Raw genomic sequence first — 15,214 nt, forward strand, 5'->3', positions numbered from 1 at the left:
CAGGCAAGCCCGCGGCACACCGTGACCGCATCCCGACAAACGCATCCCGACAGATCGCCCCCGAACGCCGCCATGCCCGACCACACCCCTGAGCCCACGATCCCCCCCCGCCCTGGCCGCCTGCTGCTCATCCCCAACACGCTGGACCTGGGCTGCATCGCGCCGGACGCCCCCGCGCCCGACCTGCGCGACGTGCTGCCGGTGGGCGCCATCCGCGCCGCCGCCCGGCTGACGCACTGGGTGGCCGAGAACGCCAAAAGCACGCGGGCCTTCCTCAAGCGGGTGGCCGAGGTCGAAGCGCTGGCCGCCCCGCTGCAAGCCATGCACATCGCCGAATTGCCCAGGCCGACCAAGGGCGGGGCCAAAGCCGGTGCCAAGGGCGACTGCCAGCCAGACGCTGCGACCACCGCGCGCGCGCTGGCCACGCTGCTGGCGCCTGCCGTGCAAGGCCATGACATCGGGTTGATGTCCGAGGCCGGCCTGCCGGGCGTGGCCGACCCGGGCGCGGCCGTGGTGCGCGCTGCCCACCAACTGGGCCTGCAGGTGGTGCCGATGTCGGGGCCGAGCTCGCTGGTGCTGGCGCTGGCGGCCAGCGGCTTGCAGGGCCAGAGCTTCGCCTTCGTCGGCTACCTGCCGGTGGATGGCAGCCAGCGGGCGCAGCGCATCCGTGAGTTGGAGTTGGCCTCGCGCAAGGCGCAACAAACGCAGCTGGTGATCGAGACGCCCTACCGCAACCCCGCGCTGTGGCAGGCCCTGCTGGCCCATTTGCAGCCGCAGACCTGGCTGAGCGTGAGCTGCGGCCTGACGCTGGACGGCGGCTTCAGCCACACCGACACCGTGGCGCACTGGCGCAACCGGCCCCTGGATTTGCCCACGGATGTGCCTGCCGTGTTTTCCTGGCTGGCCGTCTGATGGCGGCGCATGCGCTGGCCCTGGACTTGAAGCATGTGAATGACACCACTTCTTGACACAATCACGGCATGCTCGCCGATGCCCCTGCCCCCAACCCCAAAGCCCCCATGACCGCCCACCACGCCGTGCCCGCCGCGGCCCACCACCCTGAACCGAGCGAGCTGGCCCTGCGCCTGGGCTATGCCGGCCTGATCCCCTTCGCGGCCGGTGCCGTGTTCGTGTGGCTGCTGGTCGGGCGCATCGACGACGAACCCTTTGCTTTCGTCGTGCGCGCACTGGCCAGCTATGGCGCGCTGATCGTGTCCTTCCTGGGCGGCATGCGCTGGGGCCTGGTCATGGGCAGCTCCGAAGCCGGTGCGCTCTCGCCGGGCTACCAGCGCCGCGCCCTGTGGACAGGCATCGCGTTCTCGCTGGCCGCCTGGCTGGCCTTGCTGATGCCGCCGCACGCTGGCCTGGTCGTGATGGGCGCCCTGCTCATCGCCTGCTACCTGCTGGACCGCAAGCACTACCTGGAGCTGGGCGTGTCGGGCTGGCTGACGCTGCGCTTTCGCCTGACGGTGGTGGCCAGCCTGAGCTGCTTCCTGGCCGCCGCGCAAATCTGAGCCCCAAGCCGCACATCCTTCCCCCCGAAAAGCCCTGCATGATCGAATTCCGCGTCGAGGTGGCCGATGTCCACAGCCACCGTTTCCTGGTCACGATGCGGGTGGCCAAGCCCGCGGCTTACCAGCGCCTGCGCCTGCCCGCGTGGATCCCTGGCAGCTACCTGATCCGGGAGTTTGTCCGCCACCTGTCGCCACTGAGCGCCGAGCAAGGCGGTCAAGCGCGCCCGGTGATGCAGATGGACAAGGCCACCTGGGAGGTCGCCACGGAAGGCCGCGGCGCGCTCACGGTGCGCTACGAGGTCCATGCTTTCGACACCTCGGTGCGCGCGGCCTTCCTGGACGCGCAACGCGGCTTCTTCAACGGCACCAGCGTCTTCCTGCAGGCCGAGGGCTTCGAAGACCAGCCCCAGCGCGTGACGCTGGCGGGCCTGCCGCGCGGCTGGCAAGTGGCCACGGCGCTGCCGGCGATCAAGGTCAATGCGCAAGGCGCGGGCGTGTACGAAGCGCCCGACTACGACGCCCTCATCGACCACCCGGTCGAGATGGGCACCTTCTGGCGCGGCGAGTTCACCGTGCGCGGCGTGCGCCACGAGTTCGTGGTGTCGGGCGCCAGCGCGGATCTGGATGGCGAGCGCCTGCTGGCCGACACCCGTCGCATCTGCGAAGCGCAGATCCTGTTCTGGCACGGCCGGCGCAAGCCCGACTTCGACCACTACGTCTTCATGCTCAACGCCGTGGAAGATGGCTACGGTGGCCTGGAGCACCGCCAGAGCACCGCGCTGATCTGCGCGCGCAAGGACCTGCCCCGCCAAGGCCGCCCGGTGCCCACCGACGCCTACACGACGCTGCTGGGCCTCATCAGCCACGAGTACTTCCACACCTGGAACGTCAAGCGGCTCAAGCCCACGGCCTTCGCGCCCTATGACCTCACCACCGAGAACCACACGCGCATGCTGTGGTTCTTCGAAGGCTTCACGTCCTATTACGACGACCAGTTCCTGCTGCGCACCGGCCTCATCGACGGCCCCACCTACCTGAAGCTGGTCACCAAGGCGATCAACCAGGTGCGGACCACGCCCGGGCGCTTCAGCCACAGCGTGGGCCAGGCCAGCTTCGACGCCTGGACGCGCTACTACCGCCCCGACGAGAACACCGCCAACGCGACGGTCAGCTACTACACCAAGGGCGCCTTGGTCGGTCTGGCGCTGGACCTCAGCCTGCGCCTGCTGCCCGCCACCGAAGCGGGCCAGCCCTCGCTCGATGGCGTGATGAAGGCCTTGTGGGCCTTGCGCCGCCCCATCACCGAAGCCGATGTGGCCCAGGCCCTGAGCGACGTGGCCGGCCGGCCGCCGGACACCGACGCCTTGCAGAACGCCGATGCCGCCGCCGACAGCTGGCAGGCCCTGTTGCACCGCTGGACCGAGGGGTGCGACGAGCTGCCCCTGCCCCGCCTGCTGGCCGCCCACGGCGTGCAATGGCTGAGCAAGGCCGCACCGCTGCCGCAGCGCCTGGGCGTGCGCTTGTCCGAAGCGCAGGGCGTGCTCAAGGTGCAAGCCGTGATGCGCGGGGGCCTGGCCGAAGCCGCCGGCATGAGCGCAGGCGACGAGTGCCTGGCCCTGGACGGCTGGCGCCTGCGCCGCATCGACGACCTGGTGCAGTGGCACGACGCCGCGCGCGCGCAAACCCTGCTGGTCTGCCGAGACCAGCGCCTGCTGACCTTGCCCCTGAAAGCGCTGGGCGCGCCCGTGGCCGCGAAGGCCTCTGACGCGCCGCTGTGCGCGGCCGATGTCGTCGGGCTGACCCTGGCCGATGTCTCGGTCGCCAGCGCAGGCGCAGACACGGCCAAGCGCCGCGAAGCGTGGTTGGGCCGCCGATGAACGACAAACGCAAGCGGCCATTGAGCAGCCGCGCAGGCGTGGTCGCACTGCTGGCCGCCGCCGTGGTGCTGGCCCACGTGCTGCTGACGGGCGCGGTGCTGCAGGAGATGCAAGGCCTCAAGCCGGCCGATGCCAGCATCAAGCGCATGGACGCCACCTACGTCAGCGAAGTTCGCCTGACCGAGCCGCCCGCCGCCCCACCCGCGCCGGCCATGGTGCAAGCCGCAGCGCCCCAGGCTGCCGCCGCCGCGCCGAAGAAGGCAAAACCCAAGCCCACCAAGCCCCCCAAGGTGGCCAAGGCGGCCTCACAGCCTGACGAGGCCGCCTCCAAGCCCGAGGTGCTGGCCGACGCCGCCAGCGCGACACAGCCCTCGCCCGAGCCTGCCGCATCCGCCGCCGCAACATCGGCACTGGCGGCATCGGCATCCGCCAACGCACCCGCCAGCACAGCCAACAGCGCGGTGGCCGCGGCCAGCGTCCCCAGCATGGGCGCCAGCGGTCCGAACAGCGGCCGCGCCTTCGTCTGGCCCCAGGCCACCAAGGTCAGCTACAAGCTGGAGGGCTACTTCCGCGGCCCCGTGTCGGGCCAGGCCTCGGTGGAATGGGTGCGCCAGGACAGCCGCTACCAGGTCCACATCGACGCCAGCATCGGCCCCAGCTTCGCGCCACTGGGCTCCTGGCGCCTGACCAGCGAGGGCGAGATCCAGCCGCAGGGCCTGCACCCCAAGCTGTACGAGAACACCAACCGCCTGCTGATCAAGACGTCCGCCCCGCGGCTCATCAAGCTGGAGGAAGACGAGGTCACCCACCCCGACGGCAAACGCTACCCGCGCCCGCCCGAGGTGCAGGACCCGGCCAGCTTCATGATCCAGCTGGCCTACCAGTTCACGCTCCGCCCCGACCTGCTCAAGCCGGGCAGCAGCTTCGCGCTGAACGTGGTCACGCTGCGCAAGCTGGAGCAGCTGACCTTCGACGTGGTCGGCAACGACGTGGTGCGCACCCCGATTGGCGACGTGCCGACGGTGCATGTGCGGCCGCGCAAGACCGTCACCGATGGCGGCGCCCTGCCTGCCGACGTGTGGTTCGCGCCCGGCCTGCAGTACCTGCCGGTGCGCATCTACATCAAGATGAGCGACGACGTGTACATGGACATGCAGATGAACCGCGCGCCCCAGCAGGCGCCGGGAGAAGGCGCCCCGCCCGCGCCGTGAGTCGGTGATCCGGGCTCAGCCGCCGGTCTTGGCGCTGGCCTTGACCATGCGCTGCTCCAGCGTGGCCGCGTTGGCGGCACCGGGCAGTCGGCTGCCATCCTCGAAGAAGATGGCCGGCGTGCCATTGACGCGCAGCTTTTGCGCCAGCGCCAGGTTGCGCTGGCCCGGCGAACCGCAGGCGCCCATGGCCTTGGGTGGCGTCACGCCTTGCAGCATCCAGTCCAGCCAGGCCTGGGTGCGGTCGCGCGAGCACCAGAGGTTGTCAACCTTGGCGCGCGAATCCTCGCCCAGGATGCCGATCAGGTAGGTGTGGACGGTCACGTCCTTGAGCTTCTGGACATCGCGCTCCAGCTGCTTGCAGTAACCGCAGTTCGGGTCGGCGAAGATCACCAGGCGGCGCTTGCCCGTGCCCGACTTCCACACGATCGCGTCCTTGACCGGCATGCTGGCCACGTCCACGCGGTTGATCTCGTCCAGGCGCTCTTCGGTGAGGTTGCGCTGGCTGCGCGTCTCGATGAGGTGGCCCTCGATCAGGTACTCGCCGGCGGCATCGGCGTAGAACACATTGCTGCCGGCCTTGAGCTCGACCAGGCCGTTGATGGGCGAGGTGCGGGCCGAGTCCACCGGGGGCAGATCGGGCAGGCGCTGCGCCAGCTTTTGTTTGATGGCGGCCAGTTGCGCGGCAGACAGCTCGCCCGACTGGGCATCGGCCACGCCCAGCAGGCTCAGGCAGAGCCCGGCGGCCAGCAGGCTTCGGAAAATCGGTTTCATGCGGGATCCTGAAGGAGGAGTGAAAAGGGAAATCAGGCAGGCATCGGCACAGGCGAGCATCAGCCGCCCAGCGCCCGGCCCACCAGCCAGGTTTTGATGGGGCCCAGCTGTTCGACCAGGCGCATGCCGGTGTTGCGCACCGCCTTGAGCGGCCCGCGCTCGTCGGCGAACAGTTGCAGCATGCCATCGGTGAGGGTGGCCATGCTGCGCGTGGGCCATTCGCGGCGGCGGGCGTAGCGGCGCAGGGTGCGTTCGTCGCCGGCCGTGCGCCAGGGCTCCTGCAGGCGGGCATCGCGCAGCACCGACACCAGGGTATCGACATCGGCCAGGCCCAGGTTGAGGCCCTGTCCGGCCAGCGGGTGCATCTGGTGGGCCGCATCGCCCAGCAAAACCCACCCCGGCCCCGTCCAGCGCTCGGCCTGGGCCAGGGCCAGCGGCCACGAGGCCACCTCGGAGGCCAGGCTCAGTTCGCCCACCTGCGCCAGGGCCTCGGGCTGGGACTGCGCAATGGCTTCGCGCAAGGCCGCTTCGAAAGCAGCGGGCGGCAGGTCCAGCAGCTCGCTGGCGCGGGCCTCGGGCACCGACCAGACCAGGCCGTAAGACGCCTCGGGCTCGGGCTGGTTGAAGGGCAGCAGGGCCAGCACGTCGGGCGCGCGGAACCACTGGCGCGCCACGCCCTGGTGCGGGCGGCTGGCGCGCAGGCGGGCGGCGACGCCCCAGTGGCCATAGTCCTGGCGGTCGAACGACACGCCGAGCGCGCGGCGGGTGTCGGAGTGCTTGCCTTCGCAGATGGCCAGCAGGTCGCAGGGCACGGGCGCGCGGCCGTCTTGCAAGGGCGGCACCACCGTGACGCGCGGGGCGTAGCGCAGGGCCTCGCTCAAGAGGCGCTCCAGGGCGCCGGCATCGGCGATCCAGGCCAGCTCGGTCAGGTGCTGCTGCCAGGCGGAAAAGGCCAGGGCGCCGCCGTCGTCACCGCGGATCTGCATGTCGAAGACCGGAGCCGACCACTCGCGCAAGGCCGGCCAAACCCGCAGGCGGGTCAGCAGCGCGATGGCCCTGGCGTTGAGCGCGTAGGTGCGCACGTCGGCCGAATGCTGTGCGGCGAAGGCTTCGGCGCGCGCCCAGGCCACCGAGAAGCCTTCGGCCGACAAGGCCAGGGCGAGGGCCATGGCCACGGCGCCGGAGCCGCTCACGCAGACATCGGCGCGGCCGGATGCGGATGTCGCGGACGTGGCGAACGTCAATGCACGCGAGGAGGTGGGCACAGGCGGGGTCGATGGGGTCACGGCGGGCGGGGCGGGCAAGGCAACAGGGGCGAACAGGGTCACGGCGCGGCGGGCAAGGCAAGCGGCAAGCTCGGGCGGCCACGCAAACCGGTGTTCCGGGGCAGCCGTTAATCTAACGCGCTTTCCAGTCTGGGCGGCGCGGCGCCCGAGCGCGACCACCGCTGGCGCGGATTTCCTGGGACATCGGCCGTTGTGGGCCGCCCGCAAGCCGTGGGGTGCCGCCGGCCACCCCTTGTCAGCGACACGCCGAGTTCACCGCCCTTGCGCCCGACCCACATCGGCTGGCGCGCGACCGACATCGGCTTGCGCCCGAGTCATTCCGCGACACACGCCGCCCACATCGGCCCGCGCCTGCAGCGCCACAGCCTGGCGCGCCACCCGGGTCGGCTCGCGCATGCACCTCGGTGGGGCACGCGCCACACGGAACGCCTTGCGCGCAACCCAAGTCGGCCGGCGCACCGCTGTGCACCGCTTGCGCACCCCTCGCCCAGCCTTGCACGCGAGGGTTTGGCCGCTGCATCGCCGGGGTCATTACAATCACCACCTGCAAACCGGGGCCCAACGGGTCGCCACGACACCGCGTCGTCGCCTTGTCCACCCGGCCTCCCAACACCCGGATCAGGCACGTCCGCCACGCAGGGGCCTCCAGGCCCCGTCCGCGACCGATCCACAAGGAAATTTCCATGAGCCTCCAATGCGGCATCGTGGGCCTGCCCAACGTCGGCAAGTCCACCCTCTTCAACGCGCTGACCAAGGCCGGCATCGCGGCTGAAAACTACCCCTTCTGCACCATCGAGCCCAACGTCGGCGTGGTGGAAGTGCCCGACCCGCGCCTGCAGCAGCTGGCCGAGATCATCAGCCCCGAGCGCATCGTGCCGGCCATCGTCGAGTTCGTGGACATCGCCGGCCTGGTGGCGGGCGCCTCCCAGGGCGAAGGCCTGGGCAACCAGTTCCTCAGCCACATCCGCGAAACCGACGCCATCGTCAACGTGGTGCGCTGCTTCGAAGACGACAACGTGATCCACGTGGCCGGCAAGGTGGACCCCATCGCCGACATCGAGGTCATCCAGACCGAGCTGTGCCTGGCCGACCTGGGCACCGTGGAAAAAAGCCTGCACCGCTACAACAAGGCCGCGCGCTCGGGCAACGACAAGGAAGCCGCCGCCCTGGTGAAGGTGCTGGAGAAGTGCCAGGCGGCCCTGGACCAGGCCCAGCCGGTGCGCTCCATCGACTTCAGCAAGGAAGAGCTGGTCATCCTCAAGCCGCTGTGCCTGATCACGGCCAAGCCGGCCATGTTCGTGGGCAATGTGTCGGAGACCGGCTTCGAGAACAACCCCTTCCTGGACCGCCTGCGCGAATACGCCGCGGCGCAAAAGGGCGAGGTCGTGGCGATTTGCGCCAAGACCGAGGCCGAGCTGTCCGAGATGGAAGACGAAGACCGCGCCATGTTCCTGGCCGAAATGGGCCAGACCGAACCCGGCCTGAACCGCCTGATCCGCGCGGGCTTCAAGCTGCTCGGCCTGCAGACCTACTTCACCGCGGGCGTCAAGGAAGTGCGCGCCTGGACCGTGCCCATCGGCGCCACCGCCCCGCAAGCGGCCGGCGTGATCCACACCGACTTCGAGAAGGGCTTCATCCGCGCCCAGACCATCGCCTTCGACGATTTCATCCAGTACAAGGGCGAAGCCGGTGCCAAGGACGCGGGCAAGATGCGCGCCGAAGGCAAGGAATACATCGTCAAGGACGGCGACGTGTTGAACTTCCTGTTCAACGTCTGAGACAGATTGGCACCACCAGGGGGGCGGCTTCGCGGCATGCGGGGTCGCCCCCTTCAGTTTTCCGGCAGGTCGGCCGATATGGCACGTGAGACCACTTTGTGGCCCCCCTCACCACCCCACAGAGGACCGACATGGACACCCTGCAAGCCGTCGCACCCCAGACCGCCACGCCCGCGCGCGCCGACAGCGCCTCCGCCCCGTCCGGTTTCGGCATGCGCCAGAACACCGCGCGCCAGGTGCGCCACGTGCCCGCAGGCCGTGAATACCTCACGTTCCGCCTGGGCACTGAAGAGTACGGCATCGACATCCTGAAGGTTCAGGAGATCCGCTCCTACGAGCAGCCCACCAAGATCGCCAACGCGCCCGCCTACCTCAAGGGCGTGGTCAACCTGCGCGGCGTGATCGTCCCGATCGTGGACCTGCGCGTGAAGTTCAACTGCGTCAACGACGACGGCCAGACCGACATCAACAGCTTCACCGTGGTGATCGTGCTGAACGTCAAGGGCCGCGTGGTCGGTGCCGTGGTGGATTCGGTCAGCGACGTGATGCAGCTGTCGGAGCAGATGATCCAGCCGGCGCCCGAGATGAGCGCGTCCATCGTGGACACGACCTACATCACCGGCATCGCCAACGTGAGCGACCGACTGCTGATCCTGATGGACATCGAGTCGCTGATGGGCAGCGCCGAGATGGGCCTGATCAACAGCCTGACGCCCACCCCGCAGTGACATCGCGCTGACCTCGCCTTGCCCGTGAGGCCAAGGCGTCAGTCAGTCAGTCAGTCCAGTTGGCGCAAGGTCTGCGCCACCGGGCGTCCCAGCACGCCCCGCAGCGTCCACCAGCCGGCCACCCAGGCCAGCACGGCGCCCACCGCGGCCCCGATCAAGGGCCACACCAGCGGGGGCTGCCAGGGAAAATCGAAGACCTTGGACGACAAGGCCCAGCCCACGCCCAAGGCCGCCACCGAAGCCAGCGTGCCCGCCAGCGCGCCCAGGCCGATCAGCTCGAAGCGCTGCACCTGGGCCAGCAGCTTTTGCGTCGCCCCCAATGAGCGCAAGATGGCCCACTCCCGGGCGCGGCGTTCGCGCGAGGTCATCAGCCCGGCCATCAGCACGATGAGGCCCGCGGCCAGGGTGAAGACGAAGAGGAACTCGACTGCCGTGATCACCTGCGTCAGCACCGACTGCAGCTGCGCCAGCGTGGCCGAGACGTCCACCACCGTGACGTTGGGGAACTGCTGCACCAGCAGGCTGTCCAGCTTGGCGCCAGGCGGCATGCGGAAGGCCGTGATGTAGCTCACGGGCCACTCGGGCATCTGGCGGGACGGCGCCATCACGAAGAAATTGACGCGCATGGACGACCAGTCCACCTTGCGCAGGCTGGTGATGCGGCCCTCTTCGACGTGGCCGGCCATGTCAAAGCGCAGGCGGTCGCCCAGCTTCAGGCCCAGGGTCTTGGCCAGGCCTTCCTCGACGCTGTAGGCGCCGGGCTCTTCGGGCAGGTAGCGGCCCGACACCACCGTGTTGTGGCTGGGCGCGCGGGCCGCATGGCTGAGGTTGAACTCGCGGTCCAGCAGGCGCTGGGCGCGCTCTTCGGTGTGGTCCTTGGGCTGGACGGCCTTGCCATTGATGGCCACCAGGCGCGCGCGGCTCATGGGGTACCAGTCGAAACCCGCCACACCGGCTTCGCGCAGGGTGCGCTGGAAGGCCTCGACCTGGTCGGGCTGGATGTTGATGACGAAACGGTTGGGGGCGTCGGGCGGGGTCGCCGAACGCCAGCTGGCGATCAGGTCGGTGCGGATGAGCACCAGCAGCATCAGCGCCAGCAGGCCCACGCCCAGGGCACAGACCTGCACGATGGTGTGCCCCGGCTGGGCCGTGAGCTGGCGCGTGCCCAAGGTCCACCAGGTGGGCATGCGCCCGGCCAGGCGCTGGGCCAGCATGCGCAAGGCCTGCACGGCCAGGCCGCCCAGCACCGCGAAGGCCAGCATGGCGCCGGCGAAACCGCCCAGGGCGATGCCACCGAGCTGGATGTCGCGCGCCACGGCCATGAGCAGGCCCAGCAGGGCCGCCCCACCGAGCACGCCCATGCCCAGCGACAAGGGCCGCAAAGCGCCCAGCTCGCGGCGCAGGACACGCAGCGGCGGCACACGCGCCAGTTGCAGCACGGGCGGCAGGCCAAAGCCCACGGTCAGCAAGACGCCCACGCCCAGCCCCAAGGCCACGGGCTGCAGACCGGCCGCAGGCAGGGCCACCCCCACCAGACCGGCCAGCAGGTCAACGAACACCAGGTGGAAGGCCCAGCCCAGACCCAGGCCCAGCACGCTGGCCAGCACGCCCATGAACAGGAACTGCCAGGTGTAGGCCCAGGCCATGGTGCGCTGGGGCACGCCCAGCACGCGCAGCAAGGCGCAGTCGTCCAGGCGGCGCTGGGCGAAATCGCGGGACACCAGCGCCACCGCCACCGCCGACAGCAAGGCCGCCAGCAGGGCCACCAGGCGCAGGAACAGGCCGGCGCGGTCGAGGGTGGCGCGCATTTCGGGGCGGCCCTGCTCCAGCGTCTCGACGCGCACACCGCGGGCGCTGCGGGCCAGGGCCTGGCTGTCGCTCACGAAGCGTGCCAGCAGGGGCGCCTCGGTGCGTGCCACATCGCGCGAGGGGCGGTCGGCACCCGCCACCAGCAGGCGGTAGGTCACGCGGCTGGCCGGCTGGACGAGCTGGGTGGCCGGCAGGTCGGCCTCGCGGACCATCACGCGCGGCGAAAAATTCATGAATCCGGCGCCACGGTCGGGCTCCGAGGCGATGACGGCATCGATCACGAAACTCGCCTCGCCCAGCCAAACGCGGTCGCCCACCTTCAGCCTGAGCCCCAGCAAGAGCCCCGGGTCCACCCAGGCGTGACCAGGCGGCGGCCCACCGATGGCGCCAGGGCCGGTCGCTTGCACACTGCCATCGGCCGACAGGCGACCCAGGGTGAGCCGACCGCGCAGCGGGTGCCCGGGGCTGACCGCCTTGATGGCAGCGAGCTTGGCCTCGCCGCCTTGCTCGTCTGGCGCGCGCGCCATGCTGGCGAACACCGCCGTGCGGGCCGTGCGCAAACCCGCTGCGATGGCGCGCTTGGCGAACTCGTCCGGCACGGGCTGGTCGGCCACCACCACGGCATCGCCACCCAGCAGCTGGGCCGCGTCCCGGCTCAGGCCCCGCTCGATGCGGTCTGCGAAGAAGGCCACCGCCGTCAGCGCAGCCACCGCGAGCACCACGGCCAGCAAGAGGAAGCGCATGCTGCCGGCCCGCAGGTCGCGCCGGGTCTGGACCAGGGCCCAGCGCCAGGCAGACACAGAGACAGCGGCAGAGGTGGCTGGCAAGGAGGGACTGGGCGATACCGGCATGTGGACCAAGGCGAGGGGACTTGCGCAAAGGGGAGGCACATGATGGCAGCTTTCGCGCACACTTGCCGCATGACCGCCGCTTCGCCATCCACCCCGCTGCCCACGCTGTTCCTGTCCCATGGCTCTCCGATGATCGCCGTGGAGCCCCGGGAGGCCGGCCTCTTCATGCAAAGCCTGGGACAGCACATCGACGCGCTGCACGGCAGGCCGCGCGCCATCGTGGCGATGTCACCGCACACCGCCACCCGCACGCCCTTCGTGCTGGGCGCGCCGGCCCACCAGGCCATCCATGACTTCGGTGGCTTCCCCGAAGCCTTGTATGCCTTGCGCTACGACGTCCCTGGCGACGCGGTGCTGTCCAAGGACGTGGCCAAGCGGCTCCAGCAAGCGGGCATCGGTGCCACCTGGACGGAGCAAGGCGGGCTCGACCATGGCATCTGGACCCCGCTGATGCACCTCTACCCGCAGGCCGATGTGCCGGTGGTGCCTGTGTCCCTGACGCCGCACGCCAGCCCGCAGCAGGTGTTCGAGACAGGCCGGGCGCTGGCCTCCTTGCGCCACGAGGGCGTGCTGGTCATCGGTTCGGGCAGCCTGACCCACAACCTGCAGCGCTTCTTCCAGCGGCCCAGCCCCGCGGGTGCGGCCGAAGCGCCCGATTGCGCCGAGTTCCGCGCCTGGGTGCAGCGCACGGCCGAAGGCGGCCTGTGGCCCGAGCTGCTGGACTACCGCCGCCTGGCGCCACACGCCGTCGCCATGCACCCGACCGACGAGCACTGGCTGCCCTTCTACTTCGCGGCCGGTGCCGCCAGCGAGAGCGATCAACCCTGGCCCGTGGCCACGCGCCTGCACGGCAGCGTCACCCACGGCCACCTGGCCATGGACGCCTACGGCTTCGGCGCGGGCGCGGCTCAGTTGGCCGAGGCCTGAGCGAACGCGCGAAACACCCGGTTGAGGTCGTCCACCCACGCGGCCTTGCGCGCCTCGCTGACGAAGCTGGCCTCCAGGCTGTTGCGCGCCAGGGTGTAGGCCGCGACCACATCGAGCTTCAGTGCGGCGAAGGTGTCCAGGTAGTTCTGGTTGATGTAGCCGCCGAAGTAGGCCGGATCGTCCGAGTTGAGCGTCACCTTCAAGCCGGCGGCCAACAACGCCTTCAGGTTGTGATGCGCCAGGTCCGGGAACACGCAAAGCTTGACGTTGGACAGCGGGCAGACCGTCAGCGGCACACCGTCGCGGGCCAGGCGCGCCACCAGGGCCGGATCTTCCAGGCAACGCACGCCATGGTCGATGCGCTCGACGCGGAGCACATCCAGCGCGCTCTCGATGTAGGCAGGGGGCCCTTCCTCGCCCGCATGGGCCACGAGGTGCAGGCCCAGCTCGCGGCAACGCGCGAAGACCCGGGCGAACTTCTCGGGCGGGTGGCCGCGCTCGCTGGAATCCAGGCCGACGCCGATGAACATTTCACGGAAGGGCAAGGCCTCGTCCAGCGTCCGCGAGGCATCGTCTCCGCTGAGGTGGCGCAGGAAGCACATGATCAGCGCTGCGCTGACGCCCAGCTCGCGCTCGGCACGGTCACAGGCCGACTTCAGCCCGCGGATGACGACCTCGAAGGGCACGCCCCGCGCGGTGTGCGTCTGCGGGTCGAAGAACACCTCGACGTGCACCACGTGGTCGGCCTGCGCCTTGATCAGGTAGTCCCAGGCCATGTCGTGGAAGTCCTGCTCGGTGAGCAGCACCGACGCGCCGGCGTAGTAGATGTCCAGGAAGCTTTGCAGGTCGGTGAAGGCGCAGGCCGCGCGCAGGGCCTCGACGCTGGGGTAAGGCAGGCTGACGCCGTTGCGCTGCGCCAGCGCGAAGATGCGCTCGGGCTCCAGCGAGCCTTCGATGTGCAGGTGCAACTCGGCTTTGGGCATGGCCTGCAGCAGCGCCGGGATGCGCTCGGCGGGGATGGCGGCGAGCTGTGCAGGGGTGGGCGCTGGGGTCGGGGCTGGGGTCGGTGCGGTCATGGGCAAATCTCAGTTGGGTGACGAACCGGGAACCGACTCAGGCCGCCTCAGGCGCGCGCTCGGGCCGCTGGTGCGCCAGGCGCATCACCTCGGACGGCAGATGGTGTTTGAGCGTGTGGTCGGACCACACCTGGCGCCAGCGCCGCGCGCCGGGCAGGCCGTTGTAAAGCCCCAGAATGTGGCGGATCACCTGGTGCCAGCGCACCTCGCCGTGCGCCCAGCCTTGGGTGCGTGCCATCTCGCGCTCGACGTAGGCGACCATCTCGGCCTCGACGGCCTCGCGCGTGAGCGCCTCGCTGCGGGCCGGCTGGCCGAAGAAGAGCTCGTCCCACTCCGACAGGATCCAGGGCGTGTGGTACGCCGCGCGGCCCACCATGACGCCATCCAGCGCCACGCCGTCGAGCACGGCGCCGGGCTGCAGTTGCGCCAGGCTGGCGGCGTTGTCGGCCAGACCGCCGTTGAGCACGATGGTCAGCTGCGGGAAGTCCTGCTTGAGGCGGTGCACCACGTCGTAGCGCAAGGGCGGGATCTCGCGGTTTTCCTTGGGGCTCAGGCCCTTGAGCCAGGCATTGCGCGCGTGCACGATGAAGACATGGCAGCCGACATCGGCCACCGTGCCCACGAAGTCGCGCACAAAATCGTAAGACTCGCCCTGGTCGATGCCGATGCGGTGCTTGACCGTGATGGGCACCTTCGGGTCGCCACCGACGGCATCGATCATGGCCTTGACGCAGTCGGCCACCAAGGTGGCCTCGTTCATCAGGCAGGCGCCAAAGGCACCCCGCTGCACCCGCTCGCTGGGGCAGCCGCAATTGAGGTTGACCTCGTCATACCCCCATTGCTGGGCCAGTTTCGCGCAGTGGGCCAGGTCGGCGGGCTCGCTGCCACCGAGTTGCAAGGCGACGGGGTGCTCGCGCTCGTCGTAATCCAGGAAACGGTGCATGCCGCCGTGCACGATGGCACCGGTGGTCAACATCTCGGTGTAGAGCCGCGCGTGCGGGCTCAGCAGGCGGTGGAAGTAGCGACAGTGTCTGTCAGTCCAGTCGAGCATGGGTGCCACGCAGGCGCGCCAGGGTGACAAGGTTTCTTCAGGGGGCAAAACAACAGACACGGGCAAGCAAACTTGGGAATATCGGATAACCGAGCTTAAGACAAATCAGCAACACTCGGCTGGAAAATGAGGGCACCTTCAAACTGGGGGCTGATACACGAAGTTACTACCCTCACAATGACATCAAAAGGGAGATGCCGATGGCGTGCGTATGTATCAATGTGCAATTTTCACATATTAGCAAAACGCACGACAAGGCGTCATCGTCCCTGCAGCGTGGGCATCCTTGCGCTGCACCCATTCAAGCGCAGCCCGATCTGGCCGAAATGAACACG

Annotated in this window: 12 protein-coding genes; 7 read left to right on the forward strand and 5 right to left on the reverse strand. The window is 69.6% G+C overall.

The window, feature by feature from the left end:
• Positions 1 to 72 precede the first annotated feature (72 nt).
• From EV672_RS07595 to EV672_RS07610, 4 genes are all read left to right on the forward strand, one after another.
• Positions 73 to 912: an SAM-dependent methyltransferase gene (locus EV672_RS07595; RefSeq protein WP_133607880.1), complete on the forward strand. Its 840-nt coding sequence runs from the start codon at positions 73 to 75 to the stop codon at positions 910 to 912.
• A 68-nt stretch (positions 913 to 980) separates the two neighbouring features.
• The gene (locus tag EV672_RS07600) at positions 981 to 1,514 is read left to right on the forward strand and encodes a DUF3429 domain-containing protein (RefSeq protein WP_243738574.1); all 534 of its coding nucleotides are present in this window, start codon (positions 981 to 983) and stop codon (positions 1,512 to 1,514) included.
• Positions 1,515 to 1,552: 38 nt separating this feature from the next.
• Positions 1,553 to 3,391, forward strand: coding sequence for a M61 family metallopeptidase (locus tag EV672_RS07605; RefSeq protein ID WP_133607884.1), 1,839 nt, complete (start codon positions 1,553 to 1,555; stop codon positions 3,389 to 3,391).
• Positions 3,388 to 4,602, forward strand: coding sequence for a DUF3108 domain-containing protein (locus tag EV672_RS07610; protein WP_133607886.1), 1,215 nt, complete (start codon positions 3,388 to 3,390; stop codon positions 4,600 to 4,602). Before EV672_RS07605 ends, EV672_RS07610 begins: the two co-directional genes overlap by 4 nt.
• A gap of 15 nt (positions 4,603 to 4,617) precedes the next feature.
• Here the strand turns inward: EV672_RS07610 and EV672_RS07615 are convergent, their stop codons facing one another.
• Both EV672_RS07615 and EV672_RS07620 read right to left on the reverse strand, forming a co-directional pair.
• Positions 4,618 to 5,373 carry a DsbC family protein gene (locus EV672_RS07615; protein ID WP_133607888.1) on the reverse strand — a complete coding sequence of 252 codons (756 nt, stop codon included), beginning with the start codon at positions 5,371 to 5,373 and terminating at the stop codon, positions 4,618 to 4,620.
• Between the two features lie 59 nt (positions 5,374 to 5,432).
• Positions 5,433 to 6,701, reverse strand: coding sequence for an FAD-dependent monooxygenase (locus tag EV672_RS07620; protein WP_243738575.1), 1,269 nt, complete (start codon positions 6,699 to 6,701; stop codon positions 5,433 to 5,435).
• A gap of 641 nt (positions 6,702 to 7,342) precedes the next feature.
• Between EV672_RS07620 and ychF the strand changes: the two genes are divergently transcribed.
• Complete coding sequence (gene ychF / locus EV672_RS07625) at positions 7,343 to 8,437, forward strand: redox-regulated ATPase YchF (RefSeq protein ID WP_133607890.1); 1,095 nt, start codon at positions 7,343 to 7,345, stop codon at positions 8,435 to 8,437.
• A gap of 212 nt (positions 8,438 to 8,649) precedes the next feature.
• A complete protein-coding gene (locus EV672_RS07630; protein ID WP_243738590.1) occupies positions 8,650 to 9,165 on the forward strand; it encodes a chemotaxis protein CheW in 516 nt (171 codons plus the stop codon).
• A 50-nt stretch (positions 9,166 to 9,215) separates the two neighbouring features.
• Here the strand turns inward: EV672_RS07630 and EV672_RS07635 are convergent, their stop codons facing one another.
• Positions 9,216 to 11,825, reverse strand: coding sequence for an ABC transporter permease (locus EV672_RS07635; RefSeq protein WP_133607894.1), 2,610 nt, complete (start codon positions 11,823 to 11,825; stop codon positions 9,216 to 9,218).
• Between the two features lie 69 nt (positions 11,826 to 11,894).
• Between EV672_RS07635 and EV672_RS07640 the strand changes: the two genes are divergently transcribed.
• Entirely contained in the window at positions 11,895 to 12,752 is an 858-nt protein-coding gene (locus EV672_RS07640) for a DODA-type extradiol aromatic ring-opening family dioxygenase (protein WP_133607896.1), read from the forward strand.
• Here the strand turns inward: EV672_RS07640 and EV672_RS07645 are convergent.
• Entirely contained in the window at positions 12,734 to 13,828 is a 1,095-nt protein-coding gene (locus tag EV672_RS07645; protein WP_133607898.1) for an adenosine deaminase, read from the reverse strand. The genes EV672_RS07640 and EV672_RS07645 overlap by 19 nt on opposite strands.
• A gap of 37 nt (positions 13,829 to 13,865) precedes the next feature.
• Entirely contained in the window at positions 13,866 to 14,927 is a 1,062-nt protein-coding gene (gene dusA / locus EV672_RS07650; protein WP_279536177.1) for a tRNA dihydrouridine(20/20a) synthase DusA, read from the reverse strand.
• Positions 14,928 to 15,214 lie beyond the last annotated feature (287 nt).

The organism is Aquabacterium commune, from assembly GCF_004362855.1.
GTDB lineage: Bacteria > Pseudomonadota > Gammaproteobacteria > Burkholderiales > Burkholderiaceae_C > Aquabacterium > Aquabacterium commune.

Coding starts and splice junctions, on each gene's coding strand:
- EV672_RS07630 (WP_243738590.1), top strand. CDS start 8,650: ATGCGCCAGAACACCGCGCGCCAGGTGCGCCACGTGCCCGCAGGCCGT.
- EV672_RS07610 (WP_133607886.1), top strand. CDS start 3,388: ATGAACGACAAACGCAAGCGGCCATTGAGCAGCCGCGCAGGCGTGGTC.
- EV672_RS07595 (WP_133607880.1), top strand. CDS start 73: ATGCCCGACCACACCCCTGAGCCCACGATCCCCCCCCGCCCTGGCCGC.
- EV672_RS07640 (WP_133607896.1), top strand. CDS start 11,895: ATGACCGCCGCTTCGCCATCCACCCCGCTGCCCACGCTGTTCCTGTCC.
- EV672_RS07615 (WP_133607888.1), bottom strand. CDS start 5,373: ATGAAACCGATTTTCCGAAGCCTGCTGGCCGCCGGGCTCTGCCTGAGC.
- EV672_RS07635 (WP_133607894.1), bottom strand. CDS start 11,825: ATGCCGGTATCGCCCAGTCCCTCCTTGCCAGCCACCTCTGCCGCTGTC.
- EV672_RS07600 (WP_243738574.1), top strand. CDS start 981: ATGCTCGCCGATGCCCCTGCCCCCAACCCCAAAGCCCCCATGACCGCC.
- EV672_RS07605 (WP_133607884.1), top strand. CDS start 1,553: ATGATCGAATTCCGCGTCGAGGTGGCCGATGTCCACAGCCACCGTTTC.
- ychF (WP_133607890.1), top strand. CDS start 7,343: ATGAGCCTCCAATGCGGCATCGTGGGCCTGCCCAACGTCGGCAAGTCC.
- EV672_RS07645 (WP_133607898.1), bottom strand. CDS start 13,828: ATGACCGCACCGACCCCAGCCCCGACCCCAGCGCCCACCCCTGCACAG.